Genomic DNA, 26,261 nt, shown 5'->3' on the forward strand with positions numbered 1-26,261 from the left:
GCCCACCGGGCGACCGGCCGCACACCTCCCTAGCCTGGTAACCGAGAGGAGGCGAAACACCATGCTTGGAGACGGACCGCTGCAAGCAGTCATCCCCGCCACCGATCTCGCCCGCGCCAAGGCCTTCTACACCGACACCCTCGGCCTCAAGGTCGTCGAGCAGGGTGAGGAGGAGATGACCTGCGAATGCGGCACGACGCAGTTCACCATCTACCACACCCCCAGCGGCGGACAGGCCGCCCACACCCTCGCCAGTTTCAAGGTCGCCGACCTCGACGGCGAGATGTCCGCCCTGCGTGACCGCGGCATCACCTTCGAGGAGTACGACTTCCCCGGCCTCAAGACGGTCAACGGCGTCGCCGAGGGCGACGGCGTGCGCGCCGCCTGGTTCAAGGACAGCGAGGGCAACATCCTCTGCCTGGCCCAGCGCGTCGGTTCGTAGCACGGCCCGACCGTGCCCGCCCACGGGCGGGAGACGCCGGTGCCCGGCCCCGCGTCACGAGCGGGGCCTGGCACCGGAGCGACAGCCCCGGCTGTCGCCCGAACCGCGCTCACCGCCCGCGCGAGGACCCGCGCAGCCACCCGCGCGCCCGCCGCCACGGCTCCCGCACCGCGGCGACCGGGTCGAAGGCCCCGGGGCGGTCCCGGGTGATCGGGTAACAGGCGAGCCCGATCAACGCCGCGCTGAGGTGGCCGATGCTGGTGTAGTCCCGGCTCTGGTGGACGCCGTAGACGTAGACCGCGAGCACCCCGACCAGGTACAGGTACCGCCAGGGCCGCACGATCAGGTAGGTGAGCACCCCGACCACCCCCGCCAGCGCGTAGCTCACGCCGTAGTCGAGCGTGTAGACGGCCTTCGGCGCGGCGAGGCCGCGGTGGATCGCCCAGCCGAGGACGCCCTCGCTGAGGTAGGTCGCGCCGACGTGCGCCAGCACCGCCACGCAGAGCCAGCGCAGCGTGCCCAGCCAGCGCTCGGCCGGCACGTGGAAGACGTTGTACAGCGCGAAGTAGCTCAGCCAGCCGCCGCCCGCGATCCACAGCGCGCTGGTCAGCAGCACCCGGACCGGCGAGACCTGGAGGTGGTGCAGGTTGGTGGAGCGCCGTTGCAGGATCCGGTCGGCGGTCGCGGGGTCGACGTGCCGGATCACCTGGGTGGTGGCCAGCAGGATCGCCAGCCAGACGTAGGTGCCGGGAGCGCGCCGGACGTAGCGCCACACCGCACGGGCGGCGCGCGCCCACCAGGGCCCCCGGTGGGCCTGCGGCACCCCGGTGGTGCTGCCGGTCATCGGCGCCTCCTCGACGGTCCCCCTCACCCTCGCGCGGCGCGGCCCGTACCCGCCGCCGCGACGGCCCGTTCGGGTGACCGGCCCGGACCGTGGCCCTCCTTCCCCTCCCCGCCATCCGGGAACCGCGCAGGGTACCGCCCCGGGAACCGTCGGCGGGCGGCCGCCCCCGACTGCCGTAGGCTGGCTCTCCGGCCGCCCGTGGGGCCGCCGGGCACCGGACACCGCACAGCTAAGGGCGCCAGCCACGATGACGGACCGCCTCGGGACGACGAAGCCGACCGACCCCGCCACCTCCCGGCGACCGGTGTCCAGAACGACCGCCCTCCGGTCGACCGCCCGCAGAACCGCCCTCCGGCTGCGCCTCACCTCCGTCTACGTCGTCCTGCTGACCGTCACCGCCTCCTGGCTCGCCACCCAGAGCCACGCCGAGCGGGCCCGGTTCGTCCGGCACAACAGCAGCAACGTCCACCACATGGAGGTGGGCAAGTGGTGGACGATGTTCACCAGCGGCCTGGTGGTCGACGGGGTCCCGGCCTGGGCCGGCATCGCGGCCGTCGCCGTCGCCCTGGGACTGGCCGAGTGGCGCTGGGGCCCGGCCCGCGCGGGCGCGGTGTTCGTCTTCGGCCACCTGGGCGCCACCCTGCTCACCGAGGGCGCCATGTGGGTGATGCTGACCGCCCGCATCCCGGGGGCGCTCTCCCGCGCGCGGGACGTGGGAATCAGCTACGGACTGGTCGCCACCGTCGGCTGCCTGCTCGCCCTGGGCCCGCGCCCGCTGCGCCGGTACGGCCTGCCCGCCCTCGCCGTGGCACTGGCCGGCACCTGGGCGGCGGACCAGCAACTGGCCGACGCCGGACACCTGGTGGCCCTGGGGCTCGGCGTCCTCGCCGCCTGCTCGCCCTGGCTGCGCACCCTCGCCGCCGGCCCGCGCCGCCCCGCCCCGGACCGTCCCACGGCCCCGGGGCCCGGCCCCACCGCCTGACGGCCCCACCCCTCCGTCGGCCGATAGCACCGGAAACTCCGGAAACACCGGAAAACATCCGGACCATCCAGCGGCGCCACCCACCCCGGCCGCCGCAGCCCGCTGACTCCCCAACCAACCCTCCACCCAAGCGAATTGACCTACCCCGGGCCCGCCGGGAACAGGCGTCACGAGCGGCCACCCCGACCGACGCGTTCGTATGCTCTTGCGGTACTCTGCAAATCTATGCCAGAGTGCGGGCATCGGATCAATCAGGCCGAATCGCCTCACACGTCGCTAAATCAGGAGCCCGCGCCGAGCGGGTGGGTCAAGGGTGCAAGCATGTCGAAGGTCTTGAGCAAGCTGCCGGTCGGTGAACGGATCGGCATCGCATTCTCCGGTGGGTTGGACACCTCCGTGGCGGTCGCGTGGATGCGCGAGCACGGTGCCGTGCCCTACGCCTACACGGCCGACATCGGCCAGTACGACGAGCCGAACCTCGCCGACGTCCCGGCCCGTGGCCGGGCCTACGGCGCCGAGCAGGCCCGCCTGATCGACTGCCGGGCCCCGCTGGTCGAGGAGGGCCTGGCCGCCCTGGCCTGCGGCGCCTTCCACATCCGCTCCGCCGGGCAGACCTACTTCAACACCACCCCGCTCGGCCGCGCCGTGACCGGCACCCTGCTGGTCCGGGCCATGCAGGAGGACGGCGTCTCGATCTGGGGCGACGGTTCCACCTACAAGGGCAACGACATCGAGCGGTTCTACCGCTACGGCCTGCTCGCCAACCCCAACCTGCGGATCTACAAGCCGTGGCTGGACCAGGACTTCGTCACCCAGCTCGGCGGCCGCAAGGAGATGTCCGAGTGGCTGGCCGAGCGCGACCTGCCGTACCGGGACTCCGCCGAGAAGGCCTACTCCACCGACGCCAACATCTGGGGCGCCACCCACGAGGCCAAGCGGCTGGAGTTCCTGGACGCCTCGCTGGAGATCGTCGCCCCGATCATGGGCGTCGCCTTCTGGGACCCGGCCGTCGAGATCGCGACCGAGGACGTCACGGTCGACTTCGAGTTCGGCCGCCCGGTCCGGATCAACGGCCGTGAGTTCGGCTCCGCCGTCGACCTGGTGCACGAGGCCAACCAGATCGGCGGGCGGCACGGTCTGGGCATGTCGGACCAGATCGAGAACCGGATCATCGAGGCCAAGAGCCGCGGCATCTACGAGGCCCCGGGCATGGCGCTGCTGCACATCGCCTACGAGCGGCTGCTGAACGCGATCCACAACGAGGACACCCTCGCCACCTACCACACCCAGGGTCGGCGCCTCGGCCGGCTGATGTACGAGGGCCGCTGGTTCGACCCGCAGGCGCTGATGCTGCGCGACAGCCTGCAGAAGTGGGTCGGCCAGGCCGTCACCGGCAGCGTCACCATGCGGCTGCGGCGCGGCCAGGACTACTCGGTGATCGACACCCAGGGCCCGAACTTCAGCTACCACCCGGAGAAGCTGTCGATGGAGCGCAGCGTCGACGCCGCCTTCGTCCCGGACGACCGGATCGGCCAGCTGACCATGCGCAACCTGGACATCGCCGACTCCCGCAGCAAGCTGGAGCAGTACGCGGGCCACGGCCAGCTGGCGCCGTGGACCGGCCTGATCGGCGAGCTCACCCCGGGCGGTGCGGCCCCGATCGCGGCGGGCACCGGCGACGAGGCGGAGTCCACCGCGCTGGACCACGCGGCCATCGAGTCCGGCACCGACTGACCGGCGCCGAGCCGGAACGGCCGGGGGCCGTCGCACCACACCGGTGCGGCGGCCCCCGGCCGTTCCCGACCGCTGCCGTTCCCGATCCCAGCCGCGCCCCTTCACCCGGACGGCCGAGCCGGCCGTGCGCCCCGCCCCCGGCGGTAGCTGAATGGCGGACGGCGCCCGGCGACGGAAGGCAGGCCCGGGGATGGGCGAGGCGATCGGTCCGATGCTGGCCTCGGCGGTGGCGGTCGCGCTCAGCCCGCTGCCGCTGATCGCCGTGCTGCTGATCCTCGCCTCACCGCGCGCCCGGCTCAACGGCACGGCGTTCACGGCCGGCTGGGTACTCGGCCTGGGCGCGGTCGTGGCGCTCGTGCTGACGGCCGGCTCCGCCCTGAGCCCGGCCGACGCGGCCGGCACCGGCGGCACGGGCGGCTCCACCCCGACCTGGCCGTCCTGGCTGACCCACGCCCCCGGCCCGCCCGCACCCCGACCCACCCACGCCCCCGGCCCGCCGCGACCGTCAGCGGATCCGCCCCGCCCCCCGCCCCCGCACCGTGCGTGCGCCCAGCCTCCCGGCCTCGGCCGTCGCGGGCCCCGTCAGCCCCGCCGGCCCCGTAGGCGGCGCCGCCACGGTGCCCCGCAGGGTCAGCAGGATCTCCCCGTCGTACCGTTCCGCCAGCAGTCGGGCCAGCTCGGCCAGCTCGGCGGCGCAGCCCGGCCGCACCGCGGGGGCGACGTCCGGCAGCCGCCCCGGGTCGCTGAGGTCCTCGGCCTCGGCGGCCCAGCGCGCGGCGTCGCGCCGCTCGCCCTCGGCGGCGTAGTGGACGGCCAGGCAGTGCACGGCCAGCTGGTCGCCGTACTGGGCGGCGATCCGCCACCAGAAGACCCCGTCCGCCGTGCGGCCCATGCCGTAGAGCAGGCAGCCGAGGGTGCGGAAGGCGGCCTTCTCGGCGAGTTCGAGGTCCAGGGCCAGTTCGCCGGGCTCCGCCGCACCCGCCACCCCCGCGCACAGGTGGCGCAGGTCGCGCCGCAGTTCGGACCCTCCCCCGGCCCGGGGGTGGTCCCCGGTGGCCGTGGCGTGCGGCGGACGGGCGACGGCGGGCGGCCGGGCCGGGCGCTCGCGCCCGGTGGGGGCGGCCCGCCGGGCGGCGGCCAGTCGCTCGGCCAGCCGACGGGTGAAGGCCGCCGGGTCGTGGTCGCGGAACTCCCGGTCCAGCTCGGCGGCGTGCGCGCGCAGCAGCGCGGTGACCCTCATGTCGCCTGCCCGTCGTCCGGGTGTTCCAGCAGGTACTCCAGGTGGCGCCGCCCGAGGCTGTAGTAGGTGCGGGCGGTGGTGTGGGCGATGCCGAGCGCCCGGCCGATGTCGTGGTAGGACGTGCCCGCCTGGCGCAGCCGGACGACGTCGGCCTGGACCGGCGCGGCGCGGGTGAGCGAGTCCATCGCCCAGTCCAGGGCGTCCAGTTCGGCGAGTTCCTCCAGTTCGTCCTGACTGGTGTCGGGGCGGCGCTGGGCGATCACCCGCAGCCGTTTGCGCTCGGTGCGGCCGCGTTCGCGCAGGACGTCGACCACCGCGTCCTTGACGATCTTGAAGGCGAAGGCCTGCGGGTCCTCACTGGCCAGGGCGCGACGCCAGTTCTTGTAGAGCGTGGTGCCGGCGTTCTGCACGGCGTCCTGGGCGTCCTCGCGGTGGCGCAGGCGCTGGTGGGCGTAGCGGAGGTAGCCGGTGTTCTCGCGGGTGAAGAACGCCTCGAAGTCGTTCGGCAGGTCGTCGAGCGGGTCCGCCCGCAGGCCCCGCTCCCCTCCCGGCCCGGGAGTGTCCACACGCGCCCCCTTTCCTGGGTCAGCTGGCCGACCCACCGGATGGCACGCCGACGGCCCGTTTCGGGGCTCGTGGTGTAACCGTCCGGGAGGCGCGTGTTGTCGACCGGATCGGGCGGACATTTGGGAACGTTTCCGTTCATTTTCGAAAAGCGCCGCTGACCTGCCCGTTTGGGCCCACCGACGGCCACCCGGAAGCTCTGACGTGACCCAGATCACATACAACCCGGACGCGGGCTTGACAAGCGCGACACCGTCCCACCACCCCACCGCAGCCCTACGGCGCCGGCTCGACCTCCGCCGAGTCCAGCGCGACGGTCACCCGCTCCAGCAGCACCTGCAGCGCGGCCAGGTCCTCGACCGGCAGTCCGGTCGCCGTGAGCAGCCGGCGCGGCACCTGCCCGGCCCGCTCGCGCAGCCCGGACCCCTCGGCGGTGAGGCTGACGGTCACCGACCGCTCGTCCTCCGGGCTGCGCTCGCGGCGCACCAGCCCGGCCGCTTCCAGCCGCTTGAGCAGCGGGGACAGGGTGCCGGAGTCGAGCCGCAGGCGCTCGCCGATCCGCTTGACGGGCAGGCTGCCGTCCTCCCAGAGCACCAGCATGACCAGGTACTGCGGGTAGGTGAGCCCGAGGTCGCGGAGCAGCACCCGGTAGACGCCACCGAAGGCACGGGAGGCGGCGTTGAGCGAGAAGCAGATCTGCTGGTCGAGGCGGAGCAGTTCCTCGTCCGCCATGCCGGGGAGCGTGGTCATGACCCCATGGTACCGATCGAAGTCGCGCCATTGAGTTGTGCGCAACTGAATTGCGTGCTCTACTTATGGAGCAGACGGCAGCCGGACCTCCACCGAGGACCGGACGGCCGCCGGAGCACCACCGCTCCGCCCGCCCCCGCGCACCGCCACGCACCACGGACCGCGCATCACGAAGGGACCCACCATGGACGCGCTCTACACCGCAGCCGCCACCGCCAACGGCCGCGAGGGCCGCGCCGTCAGCTCCGACGGCCAGCTCGACCTCGCCCTCGCGATGCCGCCCGCGCTCGGCGGCAGCGGCCAGGGCACCAACCCCGAGCAGCTGTTCGCGGCCGGCTACGCCGCCTGCTTCGCCAGCGCCCTCGGCCTGGTCGGCCGGCAGGCCCGGGTGGACACCAGCGAGGTCTCGGTGACCGCCGAGGTGTCCATCGGCAAGGACGGCGCCGGCTTCGGCCTGGCCGTCGTGCTGCGGGTCGAGCTGCCCGAGTCGCTCGCGGGCGAGACCGGCGAGCTGCTGGTCAAGCAGGCCCACGAGGTCTGCCCGTACTCCCGCGCCACCCGGGGCAACATCCCGGTCGAGCTGGTCGTCGAGTAGGTCCGATAGGTCCGACGTCCCGGCCGGGGTCCGGGCGGGGCCCAACCGTCCGCCCGGACCCCGCCCTGCGCGCGAGCCCGCCGCACCCCGCGTGCGGCGGGCTCACCCGCTCCCCCGCCCCCTGCCCCCGACCCCCCGGAATCCCCCGGGCCCCGGTCTCGACCCCCGCAGCCTCCGCCGCCCCCACGCCGTCACTCCCCCGGTCCGCTGCCGCCCGGTCCCCCCGGGCCGCCCGGCGAGCGCAGGGTGTCCAACCGGTGCCAGTACTCCTCCGCGTCGATCTCACCGCGCGCGAACCGCTCCGCGAGCAGCTGTTCCGGAGTCGGGCCGTGCCCCCAGCCGTGCGGTCCACCGGGACCGCCGCCCACCGCCCCCGCCGCGCCCGGGCCGTGCGGAATCGGCTGCCGCGAGCGGGAGACGTAACGGAACAGGGCGACGGCCAGGAGCACCAGCACCGCCAGGACGAGCAGCGAGACGATCGCCATCAGGGCGATGCCCCAGCCGCCCGGCCCGTGGCCGGGGCCGTAGCCGTGCCAATGCCAGTGCCTCATCAGGTCCTCCTCCTCCGACCCTGCGGGCCCGCCGAGGTGATCGACGCCGTGACCACCGGGGCGTCGTACGGCCTGAGCTGCCGCGCTGCCCGGGGTGACCAGCGCCTTACCACCATCGTGCGCCCGCGGCGGGTCAAAGCGCTGTGAAGAAAGCCTGAGAAAACGTTCCTGCGGAACCCGCCCCGCGCACCGGGGTAGCGTTGCCACCCATGAGCCACCAACCGCCCGACGACCGCCGCTCCCCCGAGCAGCTCGTCGCGGCCGGGCTGCTCCGCCGCAACGCCGACGGCCGCCCCCACCCGGCGCTCAACCACTCCCCGATCGCCTACGTCTCCACCGCGCTCTGGACCGAGCTCGCCGCCCTCGCGATCGCCCCCACTGCCGCCGAGGCCACCGCCACCGCCCTCCTCCGCACCCTCGCCGACCGGGCCGTGGACGCCGCCCTGGCCCCCGGCAACGAACGCGCCCCGCGCGACGACCTCTACGTCACCGACCCCGCGCACATCGGCGCCCACCGCCGCGCGGTCTGGTTCCACCGCTCCGGCCCGGGCGGCCCGATCACCGCCGCCTTCGCGCCGTAGCCCCACCGCCCGCCCGGGGGCCAGGGGGCCAGGGGGCCAGGGCGTCCCGCCGGATCAGCGTTCGACCGTCAGGCTCCGGCAGACCCAGCTCATCCGGTCCGGCCCGTCGAACGCCGGCCGGTCGTGGTACGTCCCGTCCGACACCGACAGGTTGACGATCAGGTAGGCGTGCCAGCCGGTCCCGACCCCGTGCAGGTCCGCGTAGACCAGCTCCTCCTCGACGTACCAGTCCACCGAGTGCGCTCCGAGCACCACCCGCAGGGCGATGCTCGCCCCCGGGGCGACCCCGACGCCGCCGCCGTGCCAGTAGCGGAAGCCGCCCCGCACGTGGTTGGAGATCTCCAACAGGTCGGGGTTGTCCGGGTGGTACTCGAAGACGTCCACCTCGTTGCCGCCGTCCCGCCAGGTCCAGATCGCAGGCCAGGCACCCAGCGCGGTGGGCAGCGTGACCCGCGCCGACAGGACGTCACCGGTGCGGACCTGGAAGGCCTCCGGACTGCCCTCGGTGGTCAGCAGGTTGCACGTCCACAGCCCGCCGGTGCGCCGCCGCACGGCGCTGAACACCCCGCCGGGGCAGTAGTCGTGGCTCAGGTAGTCGAGCTTGTGGTCGCTCCGGTTGGTCGGCCCCATCCGGGGGTACGCGCTGCTGCGCCCGGCGATCCACTGCCTGGTCGAAGTGAAGTCGGCATCGAACACGACCGCCACGGCCGCCTCCCGAGTGCTCCGGCGCCCCGGCAGTCCGAACAGCCGGGCACACAGAGTGAGTTACCCGATACGTTCCGCAGTATGCGAAGCAGATCTCCGCGTTCCGCGGATCGTCCGCGAACCCGACCAGGAACCCGACCCGGAGCCGGGGACCGCCCGGTCAGCCGACCGACGCGGTGGCGCCCCCGGCCCGGAGCCGGTCGGTCACCGAGACCACCCCGTCCACCGAGCGGCAGAGGTTCAGCACGATCGGCACCAGGTGCGCCTCGGGCACGGTGCCGCTGAGCACCACCCGCCCCTGCTCGACCTCCACCCCGATCTCCGCCGGGCTCACCCCGTCGATCCGGCCGAGGACCTCCTCGACGATCTCCCGGCGGATCACCCGGTCCTCGCGCAGGAACACCCGCAGCAGGTCGCCGCGGCTCACCATGCCGATGACCCTCCCCTCCTCGTCCAGCACCGGCAGCCGCTTCAAGCCGTGCCGGCTCATCTGCCGGGCCGCCGCGACCACGCTGGTGCCGGGCGTGGTGCAGACCGGCTGCGTCGTCATCAGCTCCGCCGCCGTGACCTCGCCGCCCGGCCCGGCCTGCGCCGACTCCGGCGCGGGCAGCAGACTGCCCGGGTCCTCCTGCGCGGCGAGCGTGCGCAGCAGGTCGGCCTCCGACACCAGGCCGAGCGGCCGCCCGTCCGGGTCCACCACCGGGACCCCGGTGATGTCGTACTCGGTCAGCAGCGCGACGATCTCCCGGAATCCGGTCTCGGGCGCGATCCGGACCACGGGGCTGGTCATCACAGATTCGACGGTGGCATGCCGCACGCCGGTTCACCTCGTCCAACGATGCTGGTCCGATCGGGCGCGGATCGTCCCGGCCGGTACCGGCAGCATGGCCCCCGGCCGCGCGAATCGCCAGGGGCCAAGGGGCCGAACGGGTGGGACCAACGACCCCGGCCCGCGAACACCCCTCCGACAACGGACATCGCCCGGCCACCATCTGCGGCCCCACCGCACTCGAGGGCGCGCGGCGACCCGCCGCACACCCCGGACGGCGCAACCATCACATGATCGACTCGTTGGACTGTCCACCACGACAGCACACACGGCACCGGGAGGGCTCATTGGCAGGACGGACGGTGGGCACGGAACCGACGGTCCGGGGTGTCCCGGCGCGCCCGGTGGCGGAGGCCGAGGCCGCCCTGGTGCACCACTACCGCAGGCTGGTCCGGCTCGCCTACCTGGCCCTGCCCGCCGACCGGGACCGGCACAGCCGGGTGCTCGCCGCCCACGCGGCCGTCCAGCGCGCCCTGCCGTTCCGCTGGACCCGCCGCCCCGCCCCGACCGACACCGGCGCCACCGACACCGCCCCCACACGAGCAGCCACCGAGCCCGCCACCGCCACCGACCCGGTGTACGCCGAACTGCGCCTGCGGGTGCTGCGCGCCGCCCTGCGCCCGCGCCCGGCCGCGCGGCTGCTGGCGCCCCGGGTCTGGGGCCTGCGGCTGTTCACCCCGCACGGCGGCGAGCAGGACGCGGCGCTGGACCACGCGCTCGCCGCGCTCGCCGCCCCGGCCCGGGCGGCCTTCGCCCTGCGCGCGGTCGAGGAGCTGGGCGGGCGCGAGGTGGTGGAGGTGCTGCGGGAGGCCGGGGTGGACCGGCCGGAGGAGGCGCTCGCGGCGGCCTCCGAGGTCCCGGCCGGGCCCGGGCCCGAGTCGCTCGCCTTCGACCCGTGCGCCGTCCGGGTGCAGCCCACCGACCTGCTGCGCCGCCGCCGTACGCTGACCGCCGCGCTGACGGTCGGGGTGCTCGGGCTGACCACGACGGCCGCGGTGCTGGGCGGCGGTTCCGCCCCGGCGAGCAGCGCCCCGCGGCCGGACGGCCGGCCCGCGGGCGCCGTCACCGACCCGGCCCGGCTGGTCCGGGTGGCCCCGGACGCCTGGCAGCACACGGCCCGGGTCGACTTCACCGCCTGGCCCGCGCGCGGCGACCGGAGCACGGACGGCGCCCTGCTGGGCCGAGCCCTGGCCGCCTGGGCCCAGCCGGGACCGCAGACCCGGGCCGAGCCGGGTACGGACACCGCCCCGCCCGACACCCCGCCGCAGCTGCTGTTCGCCGGGACGGTGGACGGCACCGGCGTGGCGGTGCTGTACGACGGCCGCCGGATCGCCCGCTACTCCGACGGCCGCGGCGGCGGCCTGGACCTCGCCCGGGCCGACGACACGGACCCGACCACGGCGGGCGCGGTGGTACTGAGCCGTCAGGGCACCGCCCTCCGCTACCTGCTGGCGCCCTGGGTGGACACCGCCGAGACCCGCCGGATCGACCAGCCCGACACCGCCGCCCACCCGCTGGACCACCCGGACGGGGTCACCGCGGCCGCACCGGGCGGCGGGCTCGCCGACTGCCGGGGCGCCACCGTGCTCCAGCTGCACTCCTCCCCGGTGATCGCCGAGAAGCACTCCTTCCTGCTGGCCGACCTCGGCGGCCTCGTCCCGGCGCACCTCACCTACACGCCGCCGCCGGACCGCACCCAGCCCGCCCGCGCGCCGCGCGAGTCCACCGGCCAGGACGCCCTGACGGCCTGGGCCCGGGCCGGCTGCGCGGTCCCGGACGGCACTCCGGGCGTCAAGCAGCTCGACCTGTGGGCCTTCGCGGTGCAGCCGCTGCCGCAGAACGCCGGCTCGGCCGCCTGGTTCTGCCTGCGCTCCGACCGCTGGACGGGCGAGGGCAGCGCCGCCACCGCCGTGCTGCTGCCGACCGCCCGGGGCCCGCAGCGCACCGGCGGCGCACCGGGCCGCGGCTGCAGCCGGTTCGAGCAGGACACCGTGGCCTGGACGTGGTGGCACTCCCCCCAGGGCGCCGAGTACCTGCTCGCGGCGGGCAGCCGGCGGGTCACCCGGCTCACCGTCAAGGGCCCGGACTGGTCGGCCGACCGCCCGGCGCCGGACCGCACCCTCGCGGTCGAGCGGCCCGGCCGGAGCGCCGTCCAGGTCGAGGCGCTGCTCGACAACGGCACCCGGATCACCCCGCCGCACTGACCCGGGCGGCCAACAGCGCCTCGTAGTCCGGCAGTTCGACACTGGAAACCCGCTTGCCCAGCGCCAGCATCCGGTCCAGCACCCACCGCCGGTTGAGCAGCCCGTTGCGCAGCCGCAGCCCGGCCCGGGTGCGCGGCGCCAGGAACGGGCCGGTGCGGTCGCCGCCCTTCTGGCAGCCCTGGGCGTAGCCGCGCAGCAGCCCCTCGTACCGGGCGAAGGCGGCCCGGTGGTCGCCGCGGGCCAGCGCCAGCTCGCCCGCCAGGACGTACGCGGCCACCACCGCCGTGCCGGTGCCCATCCCGCCGATGGTGGCGCCGCAGGCGGCGTCGCCGAGCAGCGCGATCCGGCCGGTGGACCAGGTGGGGACGTCGGCGCGGCTGATCGAGTCGAAGTACAGCTCGGGCGCGTCCGCCAGGCTCCGGAGCAGCTGCGGGACCCGCCAGCCGAGGCCGGCGAAGGCCGCGCGGACCAGCTCCTTCTGCCGCCGGATGTCATGGCGGTCGTAGCGCAGTTCGGGCGAGGCGAAGAGGCAGAAGGCGCCCGCCCGGCCCGGGTCGCGGGGGTCGGCGCCGACGGACATCAGCCGGCCGGGCACGTTCAGGGCCACCCCGCCCTCACCCGGCCGCCCGCCCTCACCCGTCAACCCGACCTCGGCGTCCGGCAGTTGCCAGGTGGCCGCGTAGTAGCCGAGGTGGCGGACGTACCGCTGCTCGGGCCCGAAGGCGAGGCGCCGCACGGTGGAGTGCAGCCCGTCGGCACCGATCACCAGGTCGAACTCGCGCGCCGCGCCGTGCCGGAAGGAGACCCGCACCCCGCTCGGCGTCTCCTCCAAGGTCTCGACGGTGTCGCCGAAGACGTACTCGGCACGGGGTGCGCTGTGCCGGTGCAGCACCTGCGCCAGCTCCCCGCGCGGGATCTCCAGCTCGCCGCCCGCGAAGTCGGCGGGCAGGTGCAGCAGTCGGCGCCCCTCCTGGTCGACGAAGGTGATCGGGCTGCCGCCGGTGTCCAGGGCGCGCAGGTCCTCCAGCACGCCCATCCGCTCCAACACGGTGAGGTGGGTGCGGCCGCGGAAGTCGACGTTCTGCCCGCCGCCGCGCAGCGCGGGGGCGAGTTCGACCACGGTCACGTCGAAGCCGTACCGGCCCAGCCAGTGGGCCAGGGCGGGCCCGGCGATGCTCGCGCCCGAGATCAGCACGCTGGTGCGCGCGGAAGCGCTCATGGGAACCACTCCGTTCGAGGATCCGAGAACTGTGTCCGGCGGACACTGTTCATTGCTGTGTACGGTAGACACAGTTGGTGCGGACGGGCAACCCCCGGGACGGGAGCAGGCGATGGGCGAGACGGCGAACGACACGGTGCGGCTGCTCTGGGAGCAGCCCGCCCGGCCGACCCGCGGACCGAAGCCGGCCCTCAGCCTGGAGCGGATCGCCGCCGCGGGCGTCGAGGTCGCGGACGCCGAGGGGCTGGGCGCGGTCTCCATGCAGAAGGTGGCCGGGCTGCTGGACTTCACCAAGATGTCGCTGTACCGGTACGTCCCCGGCAAGGCCGAACTGGTCGCGCTGATGGTCGAGTCGGCTTTCGGCGAGCCGCCCGAGGCCACCGACGATCCCGACTGGCGGGTACAACTCACCGCCTGGGCCCACCACTTGGCCGCCTCCTTGGCCCGGCACCCGTGGCTGCTGGACGTCACCCTCGGCCCCCGGGTGCCCGGCCCGAGGGAACTCACCTGGCTGGAACGGGTGGTGGCCGCCCTGGACGGCCACGGGCTGACCGGCGCCGAGCGGATGGACGCCGCCGTCCTGCTCGCCGGACACGTCCGCACCATCGCCGAACAGGCCCGCGCGGTGGGCCCGGACGGCTCCCCCGAGGCCGAACTCCTCGCCGCTCTCGGCACTGTGGTCCACCGGCACGCCGACCGCTACCCCGCCGTGGCCGCCGCGATGGCCGACCCGGACGGCCGCGACCAGGCCCTGGACTTCGGCCTGGCCCGCATCCTGGACGGCCTGGCCGCCCTGATCGACCGTCGCACGGATCCGCGACGAATCGCGCGGCAGCCCGAAAACCCGTCGAGCCCGGGCCGCACGGACGGCTAGCATCCGCTCCCATGGCGATGTTCGTGCACCTGACGTCCGCGGCGAACACGCCGCGCATCCGCCGCGCCGGGATCCGGGCCGACAGCCGGGGCCAGGGCGGCGTGCGCGGGGTGTACTGCTTCCCCGTGCTGCCCTCCTACACCCTCACCCACCAGTGGCTGCGCGAGCTCGCCCGGTTCGGCCCCAAGGGTTCACTGTCCGCCGTGCACATCCGGCTGGACGACGCGCAGCAGGTGCTGGTCGGACACTACCGGGACCGCGCCAAGGACGCCCAGCAGTGGCTGACCGCCGCCGAGGCGGTCGCCCGGGTCGCCGCCCTGCCGGACCCGCGCGGCTGGGAGGTGGTGGTGCCGCGCGCCATCGGAGCGCGCGAGGTGCACCGGATCCGCGCCGTGCCGCAGGTGTCCGGCTGGCGCTACGTCCCGAACGCCCACGGCACCCGCCCCTGCACCTGCTTCGGCTGCCGGATCCGCGGCGAGTACGGCGGCCGACGGCTGCGCGAGCGCCACCCGCACCCGCTGGACGGCCCGCCGCCGCCCGCCCCCGTGCTGCTCGCCCGGATCGACGCGGCTGGCGATCCCGGCGATCCGACCGCCCTGCGGGAGGCCCTGCACTGGTTCGGCCTGCGCCGCCGCGGCCCGGTCGACCGCCTCGCCCGGCTGGCCGACCACCCCGACCCGGCCGTCCGCCGCGAGCTGGTCTGGGCCGTCCAGGGCTGGTCCACGCCCGGCGTCGCCGAACTGCTGGACGCCCTCGCCGAGGACCCGCACCCGGACGTCCGGGAGGCCGTCGCGGACGTCCGGGAGCTCTGAGGCCCGGCCCCGAGCCGCAGCGGTCGACATCCGGCCCGCCACCTGCGAGGCCTCCCGCCGACGTGCCCGTTCGGCCGAACCGGGTGATCATGGGACGAACCGCGTCTTCGGCGATGCGGCGCGCCGGTCCCCTCCGGCGGCGCCGGGAAGGTGGACCGCGATGTTCCAGCTCCTGTGGATTCTGCTCATCGGCTTCGTGCTCGGCGTGCTCGCCAAGCTGATCCTGCGCGGGCCGCAGTCGATCCCCTGGTGGCTGACCATGCTGCTCGGCGCCGCCGGGGCCTGGCTCGGCAACGCCGTCTCCGGTTGGATCGGCGTCCGCCACACCTCCGGCATCGACTGGATCCGTCACATCCTCCAACTCGGCTTCGCCGTAGCCCTGGTGGCCTTCGTCGCCCCCGCCTGGACCAAGAACCGCACCACCCGCTGACCGGGCGTCGTTCCGGTGGTCGGAGGAGCCCTTCGAGGACGTCTGAGCGCCGCTCAGCCCACGTGCACGGCGGGCCGCCGTGAGCGGTCGGGTTCGGCCTCGCGGAGGACTTCGCGGGTGACCGGGGCGATCTCGCCCTGGCCGAACAGGAAGAACCGCAGGAACTGGGCGAAGGGGTTGCCCTCGGTCCACTCGAAGTAGATGTGCGGCTGCTGCCCGGTGAGGTCCCGCACCTGCAGCAGCAGGGCGGCCAGCGCGTTGGGCACGCTGGAGCTCTGCAGCGAGAGCACCCGGTAGCGGTCGTGCAGCACCTCGCCGCGGACGGTCAGTTCGGCCTCGAAGTCGGACGGGTCGAGCACGGTGACCTCGACGAAGACCAGGTCGTCCTCGGCCGGGATGTCGTTGTCCTTGCGGATCTGGTGGAGCTTGTCGCGGTACTCGGCGAGGTCCCGGCTGTTCGGCTCGTTGGCGATCAGCCGCAGCGGGCGGTGCAGGTAGTCCCGGACGAACCGCTCCGCGACGTTGTCCAGGACCACGTCGGTGACGCGCAGTTCGAAGGCGCGCTTGAGCCGGGAGAGGAAGGACACCAGCACGATGCCGGCGATGAAGCAGGCGCCGATCTTGACGCCGTCCGGCCGCTCGGCGATGTTGACGGCCGTGGTGTAGAGGAACACGGCGGCGATCACCGCGAAGGTGACGGTCCAGCGCCGTTCCCCGGCCTTGTGGGCGGCGATGGTGACGGCGACGGCGGCGGAGCTGATCAGCACCAGGACGCCGGTGGCGTAGGCGCCGCCCTGGGAGTCGACGTTGGCGTCGAAGATCCAGGTGACCAGGAAGGCGATCAGGGTCAGCACGATGACCGTCGGCCGCACCGCCCGGGCCCAGTGCGGTGCCATGCCGTAGCGGGGCAGGTAGCGGGGCATCAGGTTGAGCAGGCCGGCCATGGCGGAGGCGCCGGCGAACCAGAGGATGGCGATGGTCGAGAGGTCGTAGACGCTGCCGAAGGCGCTGCCCAGGTTCTCGTGGGCGAGGTAGGCGAGGGCCCGGCCGTTGGCCGGGCCGCCGCTCTTGAAGGCGTCCTTCGGGATGAGCAGGGTGGTGATGACGCTGGTCGAGATCAGGAAGATGCTCATGATCACGGCGGCGGTGGTGAGCAGGTGCCGGGCGCCGCGGATGCGGCCGGCGGGCCGCTCCTCGGTGTCGTCCGGGTCGCCCTCGATGAGGGGCATCACGGCGACGCCGGTCTCGAAGCCGGACAGGCCCAGCGCCAGTTTGGGGAAGACGATCAGGGCGACGCCGATCATCGCGAGGGCGTTGCCGTGCTCGGCGGTGAGCCCGTCGGTCCAGTCGCCGAACAGGTGCGGTTCCTTGAACACGTGCCAGAGGCCGTTGGCCACCACCACGACGTTGAGCGCGAGGTAGACGACGACCAGGACGACGGCCAGGCCGATGGCCTCGCTGAACCCCTTGAGGAACACCCCGCCGAGCAGCGCCACCAGGATGAGGGTGAGCAGCACCTGTTTGCCGGACAGAGCGCTGTGCAGGTGCGGGTTCTCGATCAGGTGGGCGGTCGCGTCGGCGGCGGAGAGGGTGATGGTGATCATGAAGTCGGTGGCGGCGAAGCCGAGCAGGGTCAGTACGAAGAGCTTGCCCTGCCAGAACGACAGCAGCCGCTCCAGCATCGCGATCGAGCCCTGGCCGTGCGGGCTCTCGACGGCGACCCGCCGGTAGACCGGCAGGGCGCCGAACAGGGTGACCAGCACCAGCACGACCGTCGCGATCGGCGACAGCAGGCCGGCCGCGAGGGCGGCGATGCCGGGTTGGTAGCCGAGGGTGGAGAAGTAGTCCAGGCCGGTCAGGCACATGACCCGCCACCAGCGCGCGCCCTTCTCGGCGGGTGCCTCCATGTGCGGGCCGGGGTGCTGCTTGGCCATGTCCGAGAGGCCTTCGAGCATCCACGCGCGGAACCTCGTGCCCCGCGCCGCAGGCGCCGTTCCCGGTTCGGCCGAACCCGAGGAGACCACGTACACCCCTGTCCACGACTTCGGCCGGCCGCCGCACGGTTCCGGACCCCCAGGCCGCCGGACGGCGGGCCTGGTCAGGCTAGGGGACCCGGCCAGAGCGGACCGGCAGCCGCGCGGGCCAACACGCCGGGGTGCGCCCGTACGGCCCTCCCGGGTGGCGGCCGGTGCCCGGCCGTGCGCGGGACCCGCGGCGCGGCGGTACACGGTGCCCCCTCGAACGGGGTAGACATGTCCGCGCACGTTGACTCACCGGGTTGACGCGCCCACAGGTACGGCGACGGACGGCAGGGAGGCAGCGGTGGCGGAACCGACTCGACGGAGGATCCTCGGCCTGGGCCTGGTGGCGGCCGCCGTCACCTCCTGCGGCACCCGGCACCCGGACGCCGCCCCGCAGCCGACCCCCGACGCCCAGGGCACCCCCGGCACGGCGGACCCCACCGGCGCCCAGCACGCCGGCCTCAAGGGCGCCGCCCCGAGCGAGCAGTCGCTGCCCGGCAACCCCGACTGGCAGATCACCGACCCCGGCGCGCCCGGCGCCGTCGAGGGCTTCGCCGACCGGGTCAGCGTGCTGCCCGGCGAGACCTTCGGCCTGCACGTCTCCACCCCGGCCGCCGCCTTCACCGTCTCCGCGTACCGGATGGGCTGGTACGGCGGCGCCCGGGCCCGGCTGGTCTGGCGCCGCGAACAGGTCCCCGGCGGCAAGCAGGCCGCCCCGCACGTCGACCAGGCCACCCGCACCGTGCTGACCGGCTGGCAGCGCACCCTCGCCGTGGACACCACCGGCTGGCCCGAGGGCGCCTACCTGCTGCGCCTGGACGCCGCGGACGGCTCCGGCCGCAGCTACGTCCCGCTCACCGTCCGCTCCGCGAGCACCGCCGGGAAGACCGTGGTGATGAGCGCCCCGGCGACCTGGCAGGCCTACAACGAGTGGGGCGGCTACAGCCTCTACAACGGCCCGACCGGCACCCTGGCCACCCGCTCGCTGCGGGTCGTCTTCGACCGGCCGCACGACTACGACCACGGCGCCGGGCGGTTCCTGGTCTACGAGGCGCCGCTGATCGCCCTGGCCGAGCAGCTCGGACTGCCGCTCGCCTACACCACCGGGATCGACGTGGCCCGCGAGCCGGGCCTGCTGCACGGGGCCGGCGCCGTGCTCTCGCTCGGCCACGACGAGTACTGGTCCCCCGAGCAGCGCGCCAACGTGGTGGCGGCCCGCGACGCCGGCACCAACCTGGCGGTCCTGGGCGCCAACTGCTGCTTCCGCCGGGTCCGCTTCGAACCCACCGAGCTCGGGCCGGACCGCACCGTGGTCTGCTACAAGGATGCCTGGGCCGAGGACCCGGGCCACCAGGCCGGCGCCCCGGCGACCACCGACTTCCGGGTCGGCCCGGGCGCCGACCCGGAGAGCTCGATGCTCGGCGTGATCTACGACGGCTACCCGGTGGACGCCCCGTACGTGGTCACCTCGCCGGGCCACTGGGCCTTCGAGGGGACGGGCCTGGCCGCGGGGGCCTCCTTCCCGCACCTGGTCGGCGTCGAGTACGACAAGGTCGACACCGCCTTCCCCACCCCGCGCCCGATCGAGGTGATCGCCCACTCCCCCGTGGTCTGCGAGGGCCGGCGCTCCCACTCCGACACCGCCTACTACACCGTGCCGAGCGGCGCCGGCGTCTTCGCCACCGGAACGATGCGCTGGGTGGAGGCCCTGGACGCCCACGGCAGCGGCGTGCACGGCATCGACGCCCACGCCGGGGACATGGTCCGCAAGGTCACCGAGAACGTCCTGCGCCTCTTCGCCACCGGCCCCGCCGGCCACACCCACCCCGCCCAGGACAACCTGGCAGCCGTCTACGGCACGGCCTAGCGGTCCATCGTGATCGAACCGGCCCCCGGCCCGGCCGGATGACCGGCCCCGGCCCGCCCGGGGGCGGGGCGGGGCCGGTCATCCGGCTACACTCGCACGGTCTAACAGCAGCGAAGGTCGTCCAGGACAACCGACCGGTGCGGCACCCGGGTGCCGGCCGGCGAGGGCACGAGGGAAACAGAACATGGTCGAGGCCTCCCCCAAGGTCGTTGTCGTCGTACCCACGTACAACGAGCGGGAGAACCTTCCGGTCCTCGCCGGGCTCCTCACGGACCTCGCGGTGCCGAACCTGCACCTGCTGGTGGTCGACGACAACTCCCCCGACGGCACCGGGGAGGTCGCCGACAAGCTCGCCGCCGACTCCGCGGGCACCGTCGGCGTGCTGCACCGCACCGAGAAGGACGGCCTCGGCCGCGCCTACCTGGCCGGGATGGCCCGGGCGCTGGACGAGGGCGCCGACATCGTGATCCAGATGGACGCGGACCTCTCGCACCCGGCCTCCGCGATACCCGCGATGGTGAGCACCCTGCTCGCCGACGACGGCACCGCCGTGGTGCTCGGCTCCCGCTACGTGCCCGGCGGTTCGACCGCCGCGGAGTGGCCGTGGCACCGCAAGGCCCTCTCGGCCTGGGCGAACTTCTACGTCAACACGATCCTCGGCCTCGGCGTCCGGGACGCCACCGCGGGCTTCAAGGCCTGGCGGGCGGGCGCCCTGCGGGCCATCGACCTGCCGACCGTGCGGAGCAACGGGTACTCGTTCCAGGTCGAGATGAACTACCGGGTGATCCAGCGCGGGCTGACCATCCGCGAGGTGCCGATCCGCTTCGAGGAGCGGATCGAGGGCGCCTCCAAGATGAGCATCGGCGTGCAGGTCGAGTCCGCGCTCGCGCCCTGGAAGCTGCGCTTCAACCGCGAGGGCTAGACGTGTACTCCGCCGCTCCACCGGCGGTGCGGGCGGCGGTCGCGGGGAAGAAGGCCGTCATGGCCCTTCTCCCGGAGTCCCTGACGAGCCTGGTCCGCCGCACCGCGCGGGACCCGTTCGCCGTCCAGACGCTGCGGGCCACGGTGGCCGCCACCCTGTCGTACGCGGTGGCCACCCGGCTCAGCAGTGAGCCCGCCCCGCTGACGGCGCCGCTCACCGCGCTGCTGGTGGTCCAGGTCACCGTCTACTCGACGCTCAAGACCAGCGTGCGCCGGGTGGTCTCGGTGGTGGTCGGGGTGCTGATCGCGATCGGCTTCAGCGCCGTGGTCGGGCTCTCCTGGTGGAGCCTCGGGCTGATCATCCTGGCCTCCCTGGTGATCGGGCGGTTCGTCCGGGTCGGGGAGTTCGTCCAGGAGGTCGCGATCAGCGCGATGCTGATCCTGGGCGTCACCAAGCTGACCTCCCAGGCCTGGGACCGGGTGCTGGAGACGCTGATCGGCGCGGCCGTCGGGCTGTTGTTCAACCTGCTGTTCGCCCCGCCGGTCTGGGTGGACACCGCCGGGGAGTCGATCGAGGACCTCGCCCGGCGGGCCCGTCAGCTGCTGGTCGACATCTCCGAGCAGCTGGGCCGGCCCACCACAGTCGCCCGGGCCGCCGAGCGGCTGCACGAGGCCCGGCGGCTCGACCAGGCGATCGCGGACGTGGACGCGGCGCTGCGCCAGGCCGAGGACAGCCTGCGGTTCAACCCCCGGATCAGCGAGGGGCTGCTCTCCCGGCTGGTGCTGCGCACCGGGCTGGACACCCTGGAGATCTGCGTGGTGGTGATCCGGGTGCTGGCCCGCTCGGTGACCGACCTGGCCAAGCGGCGCGGGCCGCAGGAGCGGTTGTTCCCGCCGGAGGTCGCGGTCGGGCTGGAGGAGCTGCTGGCGCACGTCGGCGGCGCGATGGTCAGCTTCGCGGTGCTGGTCACCACCCAGGTGAGCCGCAACGCGGAGGAGGCCGAGGAGCGGCTGACCGCCGAGCTGGCGGCGGCCTGGTCCTGCCGGGAGAACGTCGCCCAGGTGCTGCTGCGCAAGGTCCAGGAGCACCCGGAGGCCTGGCAGTTGCACGGCGCGATGCTGGCCGAGGTCGACCGGATCCTGGACGAGTTGGACTTGGAGCACCGCAGCCGGCGGCTGATGGAGGAGCTGGACCGGGCCTCGGTGGCGGGCCGGGGGCGGCTCTCCCGCCTGCCCGGGCTGCGTCGCGCCGGGCGGGGGCGGCGGCGGGGCGGAGGGGAGCGCCCGGCGGCGGAGGCCGGGCGCTGATCCGGGCCACGGGCGGGGGACGGGTCAGGGCATCAGCCAGGGCTGCTGGGGCAGCGGGTGGCCGGTCTCCAGGTAGGTCTTGAGGTTGGACAGCACCGCCGACCAGCCCCGTTCGGCGTCCGCCCGCTCGGGCTCGTCGGCGAGGTCGGCGTGGGTGACGGTGAGCCGGGTCAGGTCCTGCCAGCGCCGGAGCTCGAAGGTGACCCGGGACGGCCCGCCGGGGCGCGCGCCCTCCGGTCCGGCCCAGGTGGTGACCAGCCGTTGCGGGCGGTCGGACACCTCGACGATGCCGATCACGTCGGCGATCCCGGAGTCGTCGGCGCGCTGGTGCTCCCAGGGCGCGCCGGGCAGCCAGGTGGAGACGTTGCGGTGGCCCCAGTAGAGGCCGGACTCGTCGGCGTTGGTGAGCGCGTGCCAGACCCGCTCCGGGGTGGCGCGCAGGTAGACGGTGCTGCGGTGGCTGAAGGCGGTCACGGCCTCAGCCCCGGGCCGCGTCGAGCAGCGGCTGGATCTCGATCTTCCCCATCCGCATCATGACCGCCATCACCCGGTCGGCCTTGGCCCGGTCCTCGTCGCCGACCAGGTCGAGCAGGACGCGCGGGGTGATCTGCCAGGACAGGCCGTAGCGGTCCTTGAGCCAGCCGCACGGGCCCTCCTGGCCGCCGTCGGCGGTGAGCTTCGCCCAGAGTTCGTCGACCTCCCGCTGGTCCTCGCACTCGACCTGGAGCGAGATCGCCTCGGTGAAGCTGAACTGGGGGCCGCCGTTGAGCGCCGTGTAGGGCCGGCCGGCGAGTTCGAACTCGACGGTCATCACCGTGCCGGCCGGCACCGGGGCGCCCTCGCCGTAGCGGGTGACCTTGGTGATCCGGGAGTCGGGGAACAGCGAGGTGTAGAGGGCGGTGGCCGCTTCGGCCTGGTCGTCGAACCAGAGGAAGGTGGTGATCTTCTGCATGCGCCCGACGGTAGCGGCGGGCCCGGCCGGGGCGGCCGAGCCACGGCCGGGGGTCACCGGATCGGCGCCCCCGGCCGGTCGGAACACGATCCTGGGGTCAGTGCACCCAGCCCGCGTAGCGCTGGACGAAGCGCCGGCCGGTGTGGGCGGTGACGACGACGTCGTAGCGGCCCTGCTCGTCCAGCGGCCAGGACAGGTCGACCTGCTTGCCGGGCTTGACCCAGACGGTCTGCGGGCTGCCCGCGAAGTCGTTGGGGGCTGCCGTGAACGCCACGTCCGTCAGGCCGTCGTTGGCCACCTGGAGGGTGAGCTTGAGGCTGCCGTGCAGGTCGGCGGTGACGATCGGGACGCCGATGTCGTTCTGGCCGTCCTGCCCGTCCCGGACCACCGTCCCGGCGAAGCGGCGCACGAAGCCGTCCGGGCCGTGCACGGTGAAGTCGTAGCGGCCGTCGGTGGCGGCCGCGTCCCAGACGTAGGTGGCGGCGGCGCCGGGGGCGACGGTGTACGGGGTGCCCGCGAACGGGAGCAGGATGTTCGGGTAGACGGTGTACGGGAAGGCCACCGAACCGTCGTTGCTCATGGTGCAGGTGACCTTGCCGGTCCTGCGGTCCACCGCGACGTCGGCCCACGGCTGGTAGGGCAGCGGGCGGTGCGGGCGCTCGCCGCGCTCCTGGACGGGCATCGCCTGGGCGCCGACGGCCGGGAGGGCGACGCCGGGCCGCTTGGTGCCCGCGTCGGCCTTGGCCATCAGGGCGTTGGTGTCGGGCAGCTTCGGGATCGAGGTGTCCGGGGCGGCGAAGTCGAAGCAGCTGGTGAGGTCGCCGCAGACGGTCCGGCGCCAGGCGGAGATGTTGGGCTCGGCCACGCCGGTCACCAGCTCCATGAAGCGCAGCACCGAAGTGTGGTCGAACACCTGGGAGTTGACCCAGCCGCCGCGCGACCAGGGGGAGGCCACCCAGAGCGGGACGCGGTTGCCCAGGCCGATGGCGCGCCCCTGGGTGAACTCCTCGGGGGTGCCGGGTTCGGGGGTGGGCGGGACCATGTGGTCGAAGTAGCCGTCGTTCTCGTCGTACATGACCAGGAAGACGGTGTGCTGCCAGACCTCCGGGTTGGACATCAGCGACTGCAGCGCCTGGTTCACCCAGTGCGCGCCGTAGGCCGGGCCGGCCTCCGGGTGCTCGGAGAACAGGTAGGGCGCGACCAGCCAGGAGACGGTCGGCAGGGTGCCGTCCTTGCAGTGGCGGTCGAAGTCGGTGGGGTCGAACTTGGTCATCGCGTTGATGTAACGCGGGTCGTCGTGCGGGAAGTTGTGGAACTGCTTGAAGTAGGAGAGGGCGTTGTCGTCGTAGTCGCCGGTGCGGTCGTCCTTGCTGGGGTTGTGGTAGACCCGCCAGCTGACGCCCGCCGCCTGGAGGCGCTCGGCGTAGGTGGTCCAGTCGGCGACGGGGTTGTCGGTGACCGGGGTGTTGTCGATCCACGGGCCGGTGGTGCCGTCGCGGCCGGGGCCGGCGGTGCCGGTCCACAGGTAGAGCCGGTTGGGGTCGGTGGGGCCGGCCAGCGAGGTGAAGTAGGCGTCGCACAGGGTGAACGCGTCGGCCAGGGCGTACTGGTAGGGGATGTCGTCCCGGGTGAAGTAGCCCATGGTGCGCTCGCCCTTGGCGGCGATCCACTTGTTCATCGCACCGTTGTTGATGGCCTGGTGGCCGGTCGCCCAGTCGTGGGCCAGGCCGCCGGCGTTCTGCGCGTTGTACTTCGAGGTGTCCATCCGGTACGGCAGCATCGCGCCGCCGTCGCTGCGGCGGCTGTCCGGCTGGCGGAACACGTCGGTGCCGTCCGGGAATTGGAGCGCCTGCTTGTCGCCGAAGCCGCGTACGCCGCTCAGGGTGCCGAAGTAGTGGTCGAAGCTGCGGTTCTCCTGCATCAGGACGACGACGTGCCTGACGTCCTTGATGGTGCCGGTGAGGGCGGTGTCGGGCGCGGCCGCGGGGGCGGCGTCGGCCCGGGTGGCGGACAGGCCGGTCAGGGCGGTGGCGCCGACGGCCGCGGAGGCGCCGACGAAGGTGCGGCGGGAGAGCTCGGGCATCACGAACTGGCCTCTCAGAGCTGGAAGGTGGCGACGGCGGCGGCGGTGTCCGAGGGCCACTCGTTGGCGGCGGCGTTCGGCTCCGGCTGGGGCCAGTCGGCGACCAGGGTGTGCGCCTCGACCAGCTTCAGCGCTCCGGCGTACTGGACGAAGTCGATGCGGTCCTGCGGCTCGGGGCGGTCGCCGCGCCGCTTGCGGGTGGGCGACCAGGTGGCGCCCGGGGCCTTGGCCGGGTCGCGGTTCTCCTCGCGGAAGGTGTCGGTCAGCCCGGCGGCCTGCAGCACGGTGGTGACCGGCCAGGCGAGCGCACCGACGCCCTGGTGGGCGGCGGCGGTGGCGGCCGTCCAGTCCAGGTGGGAGGGCGAGGAGAGCGCCCCGGCCAGGACCACCGGGACGTGCCGGGCGGCGTCCGCGCGCACCGCGGCGGCCAGTGCCTTCGCCTGCTTGAGCCGCAGGGAGGCGTTCTCGGCGGCCAGCACCTGGGCGGCGGTGCCGCCGTCCTGCACGGCGTACGGGCCGTAGCCCGCCTCGTCGAGGTGCGCGGCCCAGAACCTGACGCTGCGGCCGCCGGGCAGCTGGACGGTGGCCGCGACCGCGGGCAACTCGGCGGTGGCCGCGGTCGGTTCGGTGAGCGGGTAGCGGCTGAGGATGCCGACGCTGCCGGGGCTCTGGAGGGCGTACCAGCCGAGCGCGTCGGCCAGGGTCTTCGCCCGCTCGCCGCCCGTCTCCTGGAGGGCGAGCACGTCCAGGCCCTGGGCGAGGACGACGCGCAGCTGCTTCTCCAGCGCGTCGGTGTAGCCGCTGCCGGCGTCGTGCAGGTTCCAGCTGGCGGCCTTGAGCCGGGGCGGGGCGGCCTGGTCCACCACGGGGACCAGCACGGTGACGGTGTCGGTGGCGCCGGCGCTGTCCTTGACGCCGACCACGACCAGTTCGGGGTTGCGGCCGGCCGCGGGCGCCGTACCGGTGAGGGTGCCGTCGGCGGCGACCGAGGCCCAGGCCGCGCCGCCGAGCTTGCGGTAGGCCGCCGAGCCGGGGGCGTTGCCCGCCGGGCGGGACCAGAGGCCGCCGAGCTTGATCCGCACGGCCGCGCCGGGGGCGACCGGGGTGGCGGTGAAGGAGTCGACGGCGGCGTGCGGGCGGACCACGGGGGGCTTGGGGCGGAAGCTGAACGGGGCGGTCCGGGCGAGGACGCCGTAGCCGTCCTTGGCGAGCAGGTAGGCGGTGTACGGGCCGCCGGTCAGCGCGGAGGTGTCGAGCTGGACGTCGCCCGAGGTGCCGGGGGTGTACTTCCAGAGCAGCGAGGAGCCGGTGCCGGGCTGGCGGCTGCCGTCGTAGATGCCGACCCAGTTCTTGGCGTCGGGGGCGTCGGTGCTCCAGTGGAAGGTGAGCCGGTCGCCTTCGGCGGGGCTGCTGGATGAGGTCGGGGTCAGGGCGCTGCCTGCGGCCACGGTTGTCCTGTCCGCCGCCGGCGGGCCCGGTCCGCCGGGGGACGGCGCCGGGGCCGCACGCGGCTGGTCACGGAGGCTGGGAGGGAGGACGCCCGCAGTTGGCTGTACAACTACGGGCGGGCTCATTCATCCGAAGGCCAGCGACCGGGACGTGAACGGCGTGTGACGGGGCATCGGGCGGTTCGGGAACTCCGTGGCGGAACGGTCCGCGACCAGGTACCAGACATGCGCGGAGGGCCGCGACGGACGATCCGTCGCGGCCCTCGGGGGCGGCGTTGCCCGGGCGGTCAGGCCGGGGCGGCCTT

At 74.2% G+C, this 26,261-nt stretch carries 25 protein-coding genes and 1 pseudogene; 13 read left to right on the plus strand and 13 right to left on the minus strand.

Annotated elements, in window-relative coordinates; translation table 11 throughout:
- The first annotated feature begins 61 nt into the window (after nt 1-61).
- A complete protein-coding gene (locus ACFVXG_RS17815; RefSeq protein ID WP_387928532.1) occupies nt 62-442 on the plus strand; it encodes a VOC family protein in 381 nt (126 codons plus the stop codon).
- Between the two features lie 109 nt (nt 443-551).
- On the opposite strand, the gene ACFVXG_RS17820 is transcribed toward ACFVXG_RS17815, so the two are convergent.
- Nucleotides 552-1,286, minus strand: a complete 735-nt coding sequence (locus ACFVXG_RS17820) for a rhomboid-like protein (protein WP_387928534.1) — start codon at nt 1,284-1,286, stop codon at nt 552-554.
- 247 nt (nt 1,287-1,533) lie between these two features.
- Here ACFVXG_RS17820 and ACFVXG_RS17825 point away from each other — a divergent pair, with 247 nt between their 5' ends.
- From ACFVXG_RS17825 to ACFVXG_RS17835, 3 genes and pseudogenes are all read left to right on the plus strand, one after another.
- Entirely contained in the window at nt 1,534-2,268 is a 735-nt protein-coding gene (locus tag ACFVXG_RS17825) for a rhomboid-like protein (protein ID WP_387928535.1), read from the plus strand.
- A 321-nt stretch (nt 2,269-2,589) separates the two neighbouring features.
- Nucleotides 2,590-4,002 (plus strand): argininosuccinate synthase, encoded by a 1,413-nt coding sequence (gene argG, locus ACFVXG_RS17830; protein ID WP_387928537.1) that lies wholly within the window; start codon nt 2,590-2,592, stop codon nt 4,000-4,002.
- A 211-nt stretch (nt 4,003-4,213) separates the two neighbouring features.
- Nucleotides 4,214-4,381 (plus strand): annotated as a pseudogene (locus ACFVXG_RS17835) (GAP family protein); the annotation flags it as partial.
- A gap of 126 nt (nt 4,382-4,507) precedes the next feature.
- On the opposite strand, the gene ACFVXG_RS17840 reads toward ACFVXG_RS17835, so the two are convergent.
- The 3 genes from ACFVXG_RS17840 to ACFVXG_RS17850 all read right to left on the minus strand — a co-directional run bounded on the left by ACFVXG_RS17840 (nt 4,508) and on the right by ACFVXG_RS17850 (nt 6,556).
- A complete protein-coding gene (locus tag ACFVXG_RS17840) occupies nt 4,508-5,242 on the minus strand; it encodes a hypothetical protein (RefSeq protein ID WP_387929012.1) in 735 nt (244 codons plus the stop codon).
- Nucleotides 5,239-5,808 (minus strand): sigma-70 family RNA polymerase sigma factor, encoded by a 570-nt coding sequence (locus tag ACFVXG_RS17845; RefSeq protein ID WP_350502942.1) that lies wholly within the window; start codon nt 5,806-5,808, stop codon nt 5,239-5,241. Before ACFVXG_RS17845 ends, ACFVXG_RS17840 begins: the two co-directional genes overlap by 4 nt.
- Nucleotides 5,809-6,082: 274 nt before the next feature.
- Nucleotides 6,083-6,556, minus strand: coding sequence for a MarR family winged helix-turn-helix transcriptional regulator (locus tag ACFVXG_RS17850; protein WP_387928540.1), 474 nt, complete (start codon nt 6,554-6,556; stop codon nt 6,083-6,085).
- 184 nt (nt 6,557-6,740) lie between these two features.
- Here ACFVXG_RS17850 and ACFVXG_RS17855 point away from each other — a divergent pair, with 184 nt between their 5' ends.
- The gene (locus tag ACFVXG_RS17855) at nt 6,741-7,151 is read left to right on the plus strand and encodes an organic hydroperoxide resistance protein (RefSeq protein WP_355266881.1); all 411 of its coding nucleotides are present in this window, start codon (nt 6,741-6,743) and stop codon (nt 7,149-7,151) included.
- Between the two features lie 191 nt (nt 7,152-7,342).
- Here the strand turns inward: ACFVXG_RS17855 and ACFVXG_RS17860 are convergent, their stop codons facing one another.
- Entirely contained in the window at nt 7,343-7,702 is a 360-nt protein-coding gene (locus tag ACFVXG_RS17860) for an SHOCT domain-containing protein (RefSeq protein ID WP_387928542.1), read from the minus strand.
- Between the two features lie 209 nt (nt 7,703-7,911).
- Here ACFVXG_RS17860 and ACFVXG_RS17865 point away from each other — a divergent pair, with 209 nt between their 5' ends.
- Nucleotides 7,912-8,283 (plus strand): hypothetical protein, encoded by a 372-nt coding sequence (locus tag ACFVXG_RS17865; RefSeq protein WP_387928544.1) that lies wholly within the window; start codon nt 7,912-7,914, stop codon nt 8,281-8,283.
- Nucleotides 8,284-8,337: 54 nt separating this feature from the next.
- Here the strand turns inward: ACFVXG_RS17865 and ACFVXG_RS17870 are convergent, their stop codons facing one another.
- A complete protein-coding gene (locus ACFVXG_RS17870; protein ID WP_387928546.1) occupies nt 8,338-8,988 on the minus strand; it encodes a beta-glucanase in 651 nt (216 codons plus the stop codon).
- Nucleotides 8,989-9,148: 160 nt separating this feature from the next.
- Nucleotides 9,149-9,778, minus strand: a complete 630-nt coding sequence (locus tag ACFVXG_RS17875; protein WP_387929003.1) for a CBS domain-containing protein — start codon at nt 9,776-9,778, stop codon at nt 9,149-9,151.
- Nucleotides 9,779-10,119: 341 nt separating this feature from the next.
- Between ACFVXG_RS17875 and ACFVXG_RS17880 the strand changes: the two genes are divergently transcribed.
- On the plus strand, nt 10,120-12,021 hold the full coding sequence (locus tag ACFVXG_RS17880) for a hypothetical protein (RefSeq protein ID WP_387928548.1): 1,902 nt from the start codon (nt 10,120-10,122) through the stop codon (nt 12,019-12,021).
- Here the strand turns inward: ACFVXG_RS17880 and ACFVXG_RS17885 are convergent.
- Complete coding sequence (locus ACFVXG_RS17885) at nt 12,005-13,240, minus strand: FAD-dependent monooxygenase (protein ID WP_387928550.1); 1,236 nt, start codon at nt 13,238-13,240, stop codon at nt 12,005-12,007. The genes ACFVXG_RS17880 and ACFVXG_RS17885 overlap by 17 nt on opposite strands.
- 112 nt (nt 13,241-13,352) lie before the next feature.
- Here ACFVXG_RS17885 and ACFVXG_RS17890 point away from each other — a divergent pair, with 112 nt between their 5' ends.
- From ACFVXG_RS17890 to ACFVXG_RS17900, 3 genes are all read left to right on the plus strand, one after another.
- Nucleotides 13,353-14,114, plus strand: coding sequence for a TetR/AcrR family transcriptional regulator (locus ACFVXG_RS17890; RefSeq protein WP_387928552.1), 762 nt, complete (start codon nt 13,353-13,355; stop codon nt 14,112-14,114).
- An 11-nt stretch (nt 14,115-14,125) separates the two neighbouring features.
- Complete coding sequence (locus ACFVXG_RS17895; RefSeq protein WP_387928554.1) at nt 14,126-14,926, plus strand: HEAT repeat domain-containing protein; 801 nt, start codon at nt 14,126-14,128, stop codon at nt 14,924-14,926.
- A gap of 160 nt (nt 14,927-15,086) precedes the next feature.
- Nucleotides 15,087-15,356: a GlsB/YeaQ/YmgE family stress response membrane protein gene (locus tag ACFVXG_RS17900; protein ID WP_387928556.1), complete on the plus strand. Its 270-nt coding sequence runs from the start codon at nt 15,087-15,089 to the stop codon at nt 15,354-15,356.
- A gap of 53 nt (nt 15,357-15,409) precedes the next feature.
- On the opposite strand, the gene ACFVXG_RS17905 is transcribed toward ACFVXG_RS17900, so the two are convergent.
- The gene (locus ACFVXG_RS17905) at nt 15,410-17,311 is read right to left on the minus strand and encodes an amino acid transporter (RefSeq protein WP_387928558.1); all 1,902 of its coding nucleotides are present in this window, start codon (nt 17,309-17,311) and stop codon (nt 15,410-15,412) included.
- Nucleotides 17,312-17,678: 367 nt separating this feature from the next.
- Between ACFVXG_RS17905 and ACFVXG_RS17910 the strand changes: the two genes are divergently transcribed.
- From ACFVXG_RS17910 to ACFVXG_RS17920, 3 genes are all read left to right on the plus strand, one after another.
- Nucleotides 17,679-19,244, plus strand: coding sequence for a N,N-dimethylformamidase beta subunit family domain-containing protein (locus ACFVXG_RS17910; RefSeq protein ID WP_387928560.1), 1,566 nt, complete (start codon nt 17,679-17,681; stop codon nt 19,242-19,244).
- Nucleotides 19,245-19,428: 184 nt separating this feature from the next.
- Entirely contained in the window at nt 19,429-20,166 is a 738-nt protein-coding gene (locus tag ACFVXG_RS17915) for a polyprenol monophosphomannose synthase (RefSeq protein ID WP_387928562.1), read from the plus strand.
- Between the two features lie 59 nt (nt 20,167-20,225).
- The gene (locus ACFVXG_RS17920; protein WP_387928564.1) at nt 20,226-21,473 is read left to right on the plus strand and encodes an aromatic acid exporter family protein; all 1,248 of its coding nucleotides are present in this window, start codon (nt 20,226-20,228) and stop codon (nt 21,471-21,473) included.
- 24 nt (nt 21,474-21,497) lie between these two features.
- On the opposite strand, the gene ACFVXG_RS17925 is transcribed toward ACFVXG_RS17920, so the two are convergent.
- The 4 genes from ACFVXG_RS17925 to ACFVXG_RS17940 form a co-directional block, all read right to left on the minus strand.
- On the minus strand, nt 21,498-21,947 hold the full coding sequence (locus ACFVXG_RS17925; RefSeq protein WP_387928566.1) for an SRPBCC family protein: 450 nt from the start codon (nt 21,945-21,947) through the stop codon (nt 21,498-21,500).
- A gap of 4 nt (nt 21,948-21,951) precedes the next feature.
- A complete protein-coding gene (locus ACFVXG_RS17930; RefSeq protein ID WP_387928568.1) occupies nt 21,952-22,425 on the minus strand; it encodes a VOC family protein in 474 nt (157 codons plus the stop codon).
- Nucleotides 22,426-22,522: 97 nt separating this feature from the next.
- Nucleotides 22,523-24,508, minus strand: coding sequence for a phosphocholine-specific phospholipase C (locus tag ACFVXG_RS17935; protein ID WP_387928570.1), 1,986 nt, complete (start codon nt 24,506-24,508; stop codon nt 22,523-22,525).
- Between the two features lie 14 nt (nt 24,509-24,522).
- Nucleotides 24,523-25,956 carry an endonuclease/exonuclease/phosphatase family protein gene (locus tag ACFVXG_RS17940; RefSeq protein ID WP_387928572.1) on the minus strand — a complete coding sequence of 478 codons (1,434 nt, stop codon included), beginning with the start codon at nt 25,954-25,956 and terminating at the stop codon, nt 24,523-24,525.
- Nucleotides 25,957-26,261: the final 305 nt, after the last annotated feature.

This window comes from Kitasatospora sp. NPDC058162 (genome assembly GCF_042884005.1).
Classification (GTDB): Bacteria; Actinomycetota; Actinomycetes; order Streptomycetales; family Streptomycetaceae; genus Kitasatospora.

Excerpts from the sequence above, each read along its gene's own strand:
- ACFVXG_RS17815 (WP_387928532.1), top strand. The coding sequence starts at position 62 with ATGCTTGGAGACGGACCGCTGCAAGCAGTCATCCCCGCCACCGATCTC.
- ACFVXG_RS17820 (WP_387928534.1), bottom strand. The coding sequence starts at position 1,286 with ATGACCGGCAGCACCACCGGGGTGCCGCAGGCCCACCGGGGGCCCTGG.
- ACFVXG_RS17825 (WP_387928535.1), top strand. The coding sequence starts at position 1,534 with ATGACGGACCGCCTCGGGACGACGAAGCCGACCGACCCCGCCACCTCC.
- argG (WP_387928537.1), top strand. The coding sequence starts at position 2,590 with ATGTCGAAGGTCTTGAGCAAGCTGCCGGTCGGTGAACGGATCGGCATC.
- ACFVXG_RS17840 (WP_387929012.1), bottom strand. The coding sequence starts at position 5,242 with ATGAGGGTCACCGCGCTGCTGCGCGCGCACGCCGCCGAGCTGGACCGG.
- ACFVXG_RS17850 (WP_387928540.1), bottom strand. The coding sequence starts at position 6,556 with ATGACCACGCTCCCCGGCATGGCGGACGAGGAACTGCTCCGCCTCGAC.
- ACFVXG_RS17855 (WP_355266881.1), top strand. The coding sequence starts at position 6,741 with ATGGACGCGCTCTACACCGCAGCCGCCACCGCCAACGGCCGCGAGGGC.
- ACFVXG_RS17860 (WP_387928542.1), bottom strand. The coding sequence starts at position 7,702 with ATGAGGCACTGGCATTGGCACGGCTACGGCCCCGGCCACGGGCCGGGC.
- ACFVXG_RS17865 (WP_387928544.1), top strand. The coding sequence starts at position 7,912 with ATGAGCCACCAACCGCCCGACGACCGCCGCTCCCCCGAGCAGCTCGTC.
- ACFVXG_RS17875 (WP_387929003.1), bottom strand. The coding sequence starts at position 9,778 with ATGACCAGCCCCGTGGTCCGGATCGCGCCCGAGACCGGATTCCGGGAG.
- ACFVXG_RS17885 (WP_387928550.1), bottom strand. The coding sequence starts at position 13,240 with ATGAGCGCTTCCGCGCGCACCAGCGTGCTGATCTCGGGCGCGAGCATC.
- ACFVXG_RS17890 (WP_387928552.1), top strand. The coding sequence starts at position 13,353 with ATGGGCGAGACGGCGAACGACACGGTGCGGCTGCTCTGGGAGCAGCCC.
- ACFVXG_RS17895 (WP_387928554.1), top strand. The coding sequence starts at position 14,126 with ATGGCGATGTTCGTGCACCTGACGTCCGCGGCGAACACGCCGCGCATC.
- ACFVXG_RS17900 (WP_387928556.1), top strand. The coding sequence starts at position 15,087 with ATGTTCCAGCTCCTGTGGATTCTGCTCATCGGCTTCGTGCTCGGCGTG.
- ACFVXG_RS17905 (WP_387928558.1), bottom strand. The coding sequence starts at position 17,311 with ATGCTCGAAGGCCTCTCGGACATGGCCAAGCAGCACCCCGGCCCGCAC.
- ACFVXG_RS17915 (WP_387928562.1), top strand. The coding sequence starts at position 19,429 with ATGGTCGAGGCCTCCCCCAAGGTCGTTGTCGTCGTACCCACGTACAAC.
- ACFVXG_RS17920 (WP_387928564.1), top strand. The coding sequence starts at position 20,226 with ATGGCCCTTCTCCCGGAGTCCCTGACGAGCCTGGTCCGCCGCACCGCG.
- ACFVXG_RS17930 (WP_387928568.1), bottom strand. The coding sequence starts at position 22,425 with ATGCAGAAGATCACCACCTTCCTCTGGTTCGACGACCAGGCCGAAGCG.
- ACFVXG_RS17935 (WP_387928570.1), bottom strand. The coding sequence starts at position 24,508 with ATGCCCGAGCTCTCCCGCCGCACCTTCGTCGGCGCCTCCGCGGCCGTC.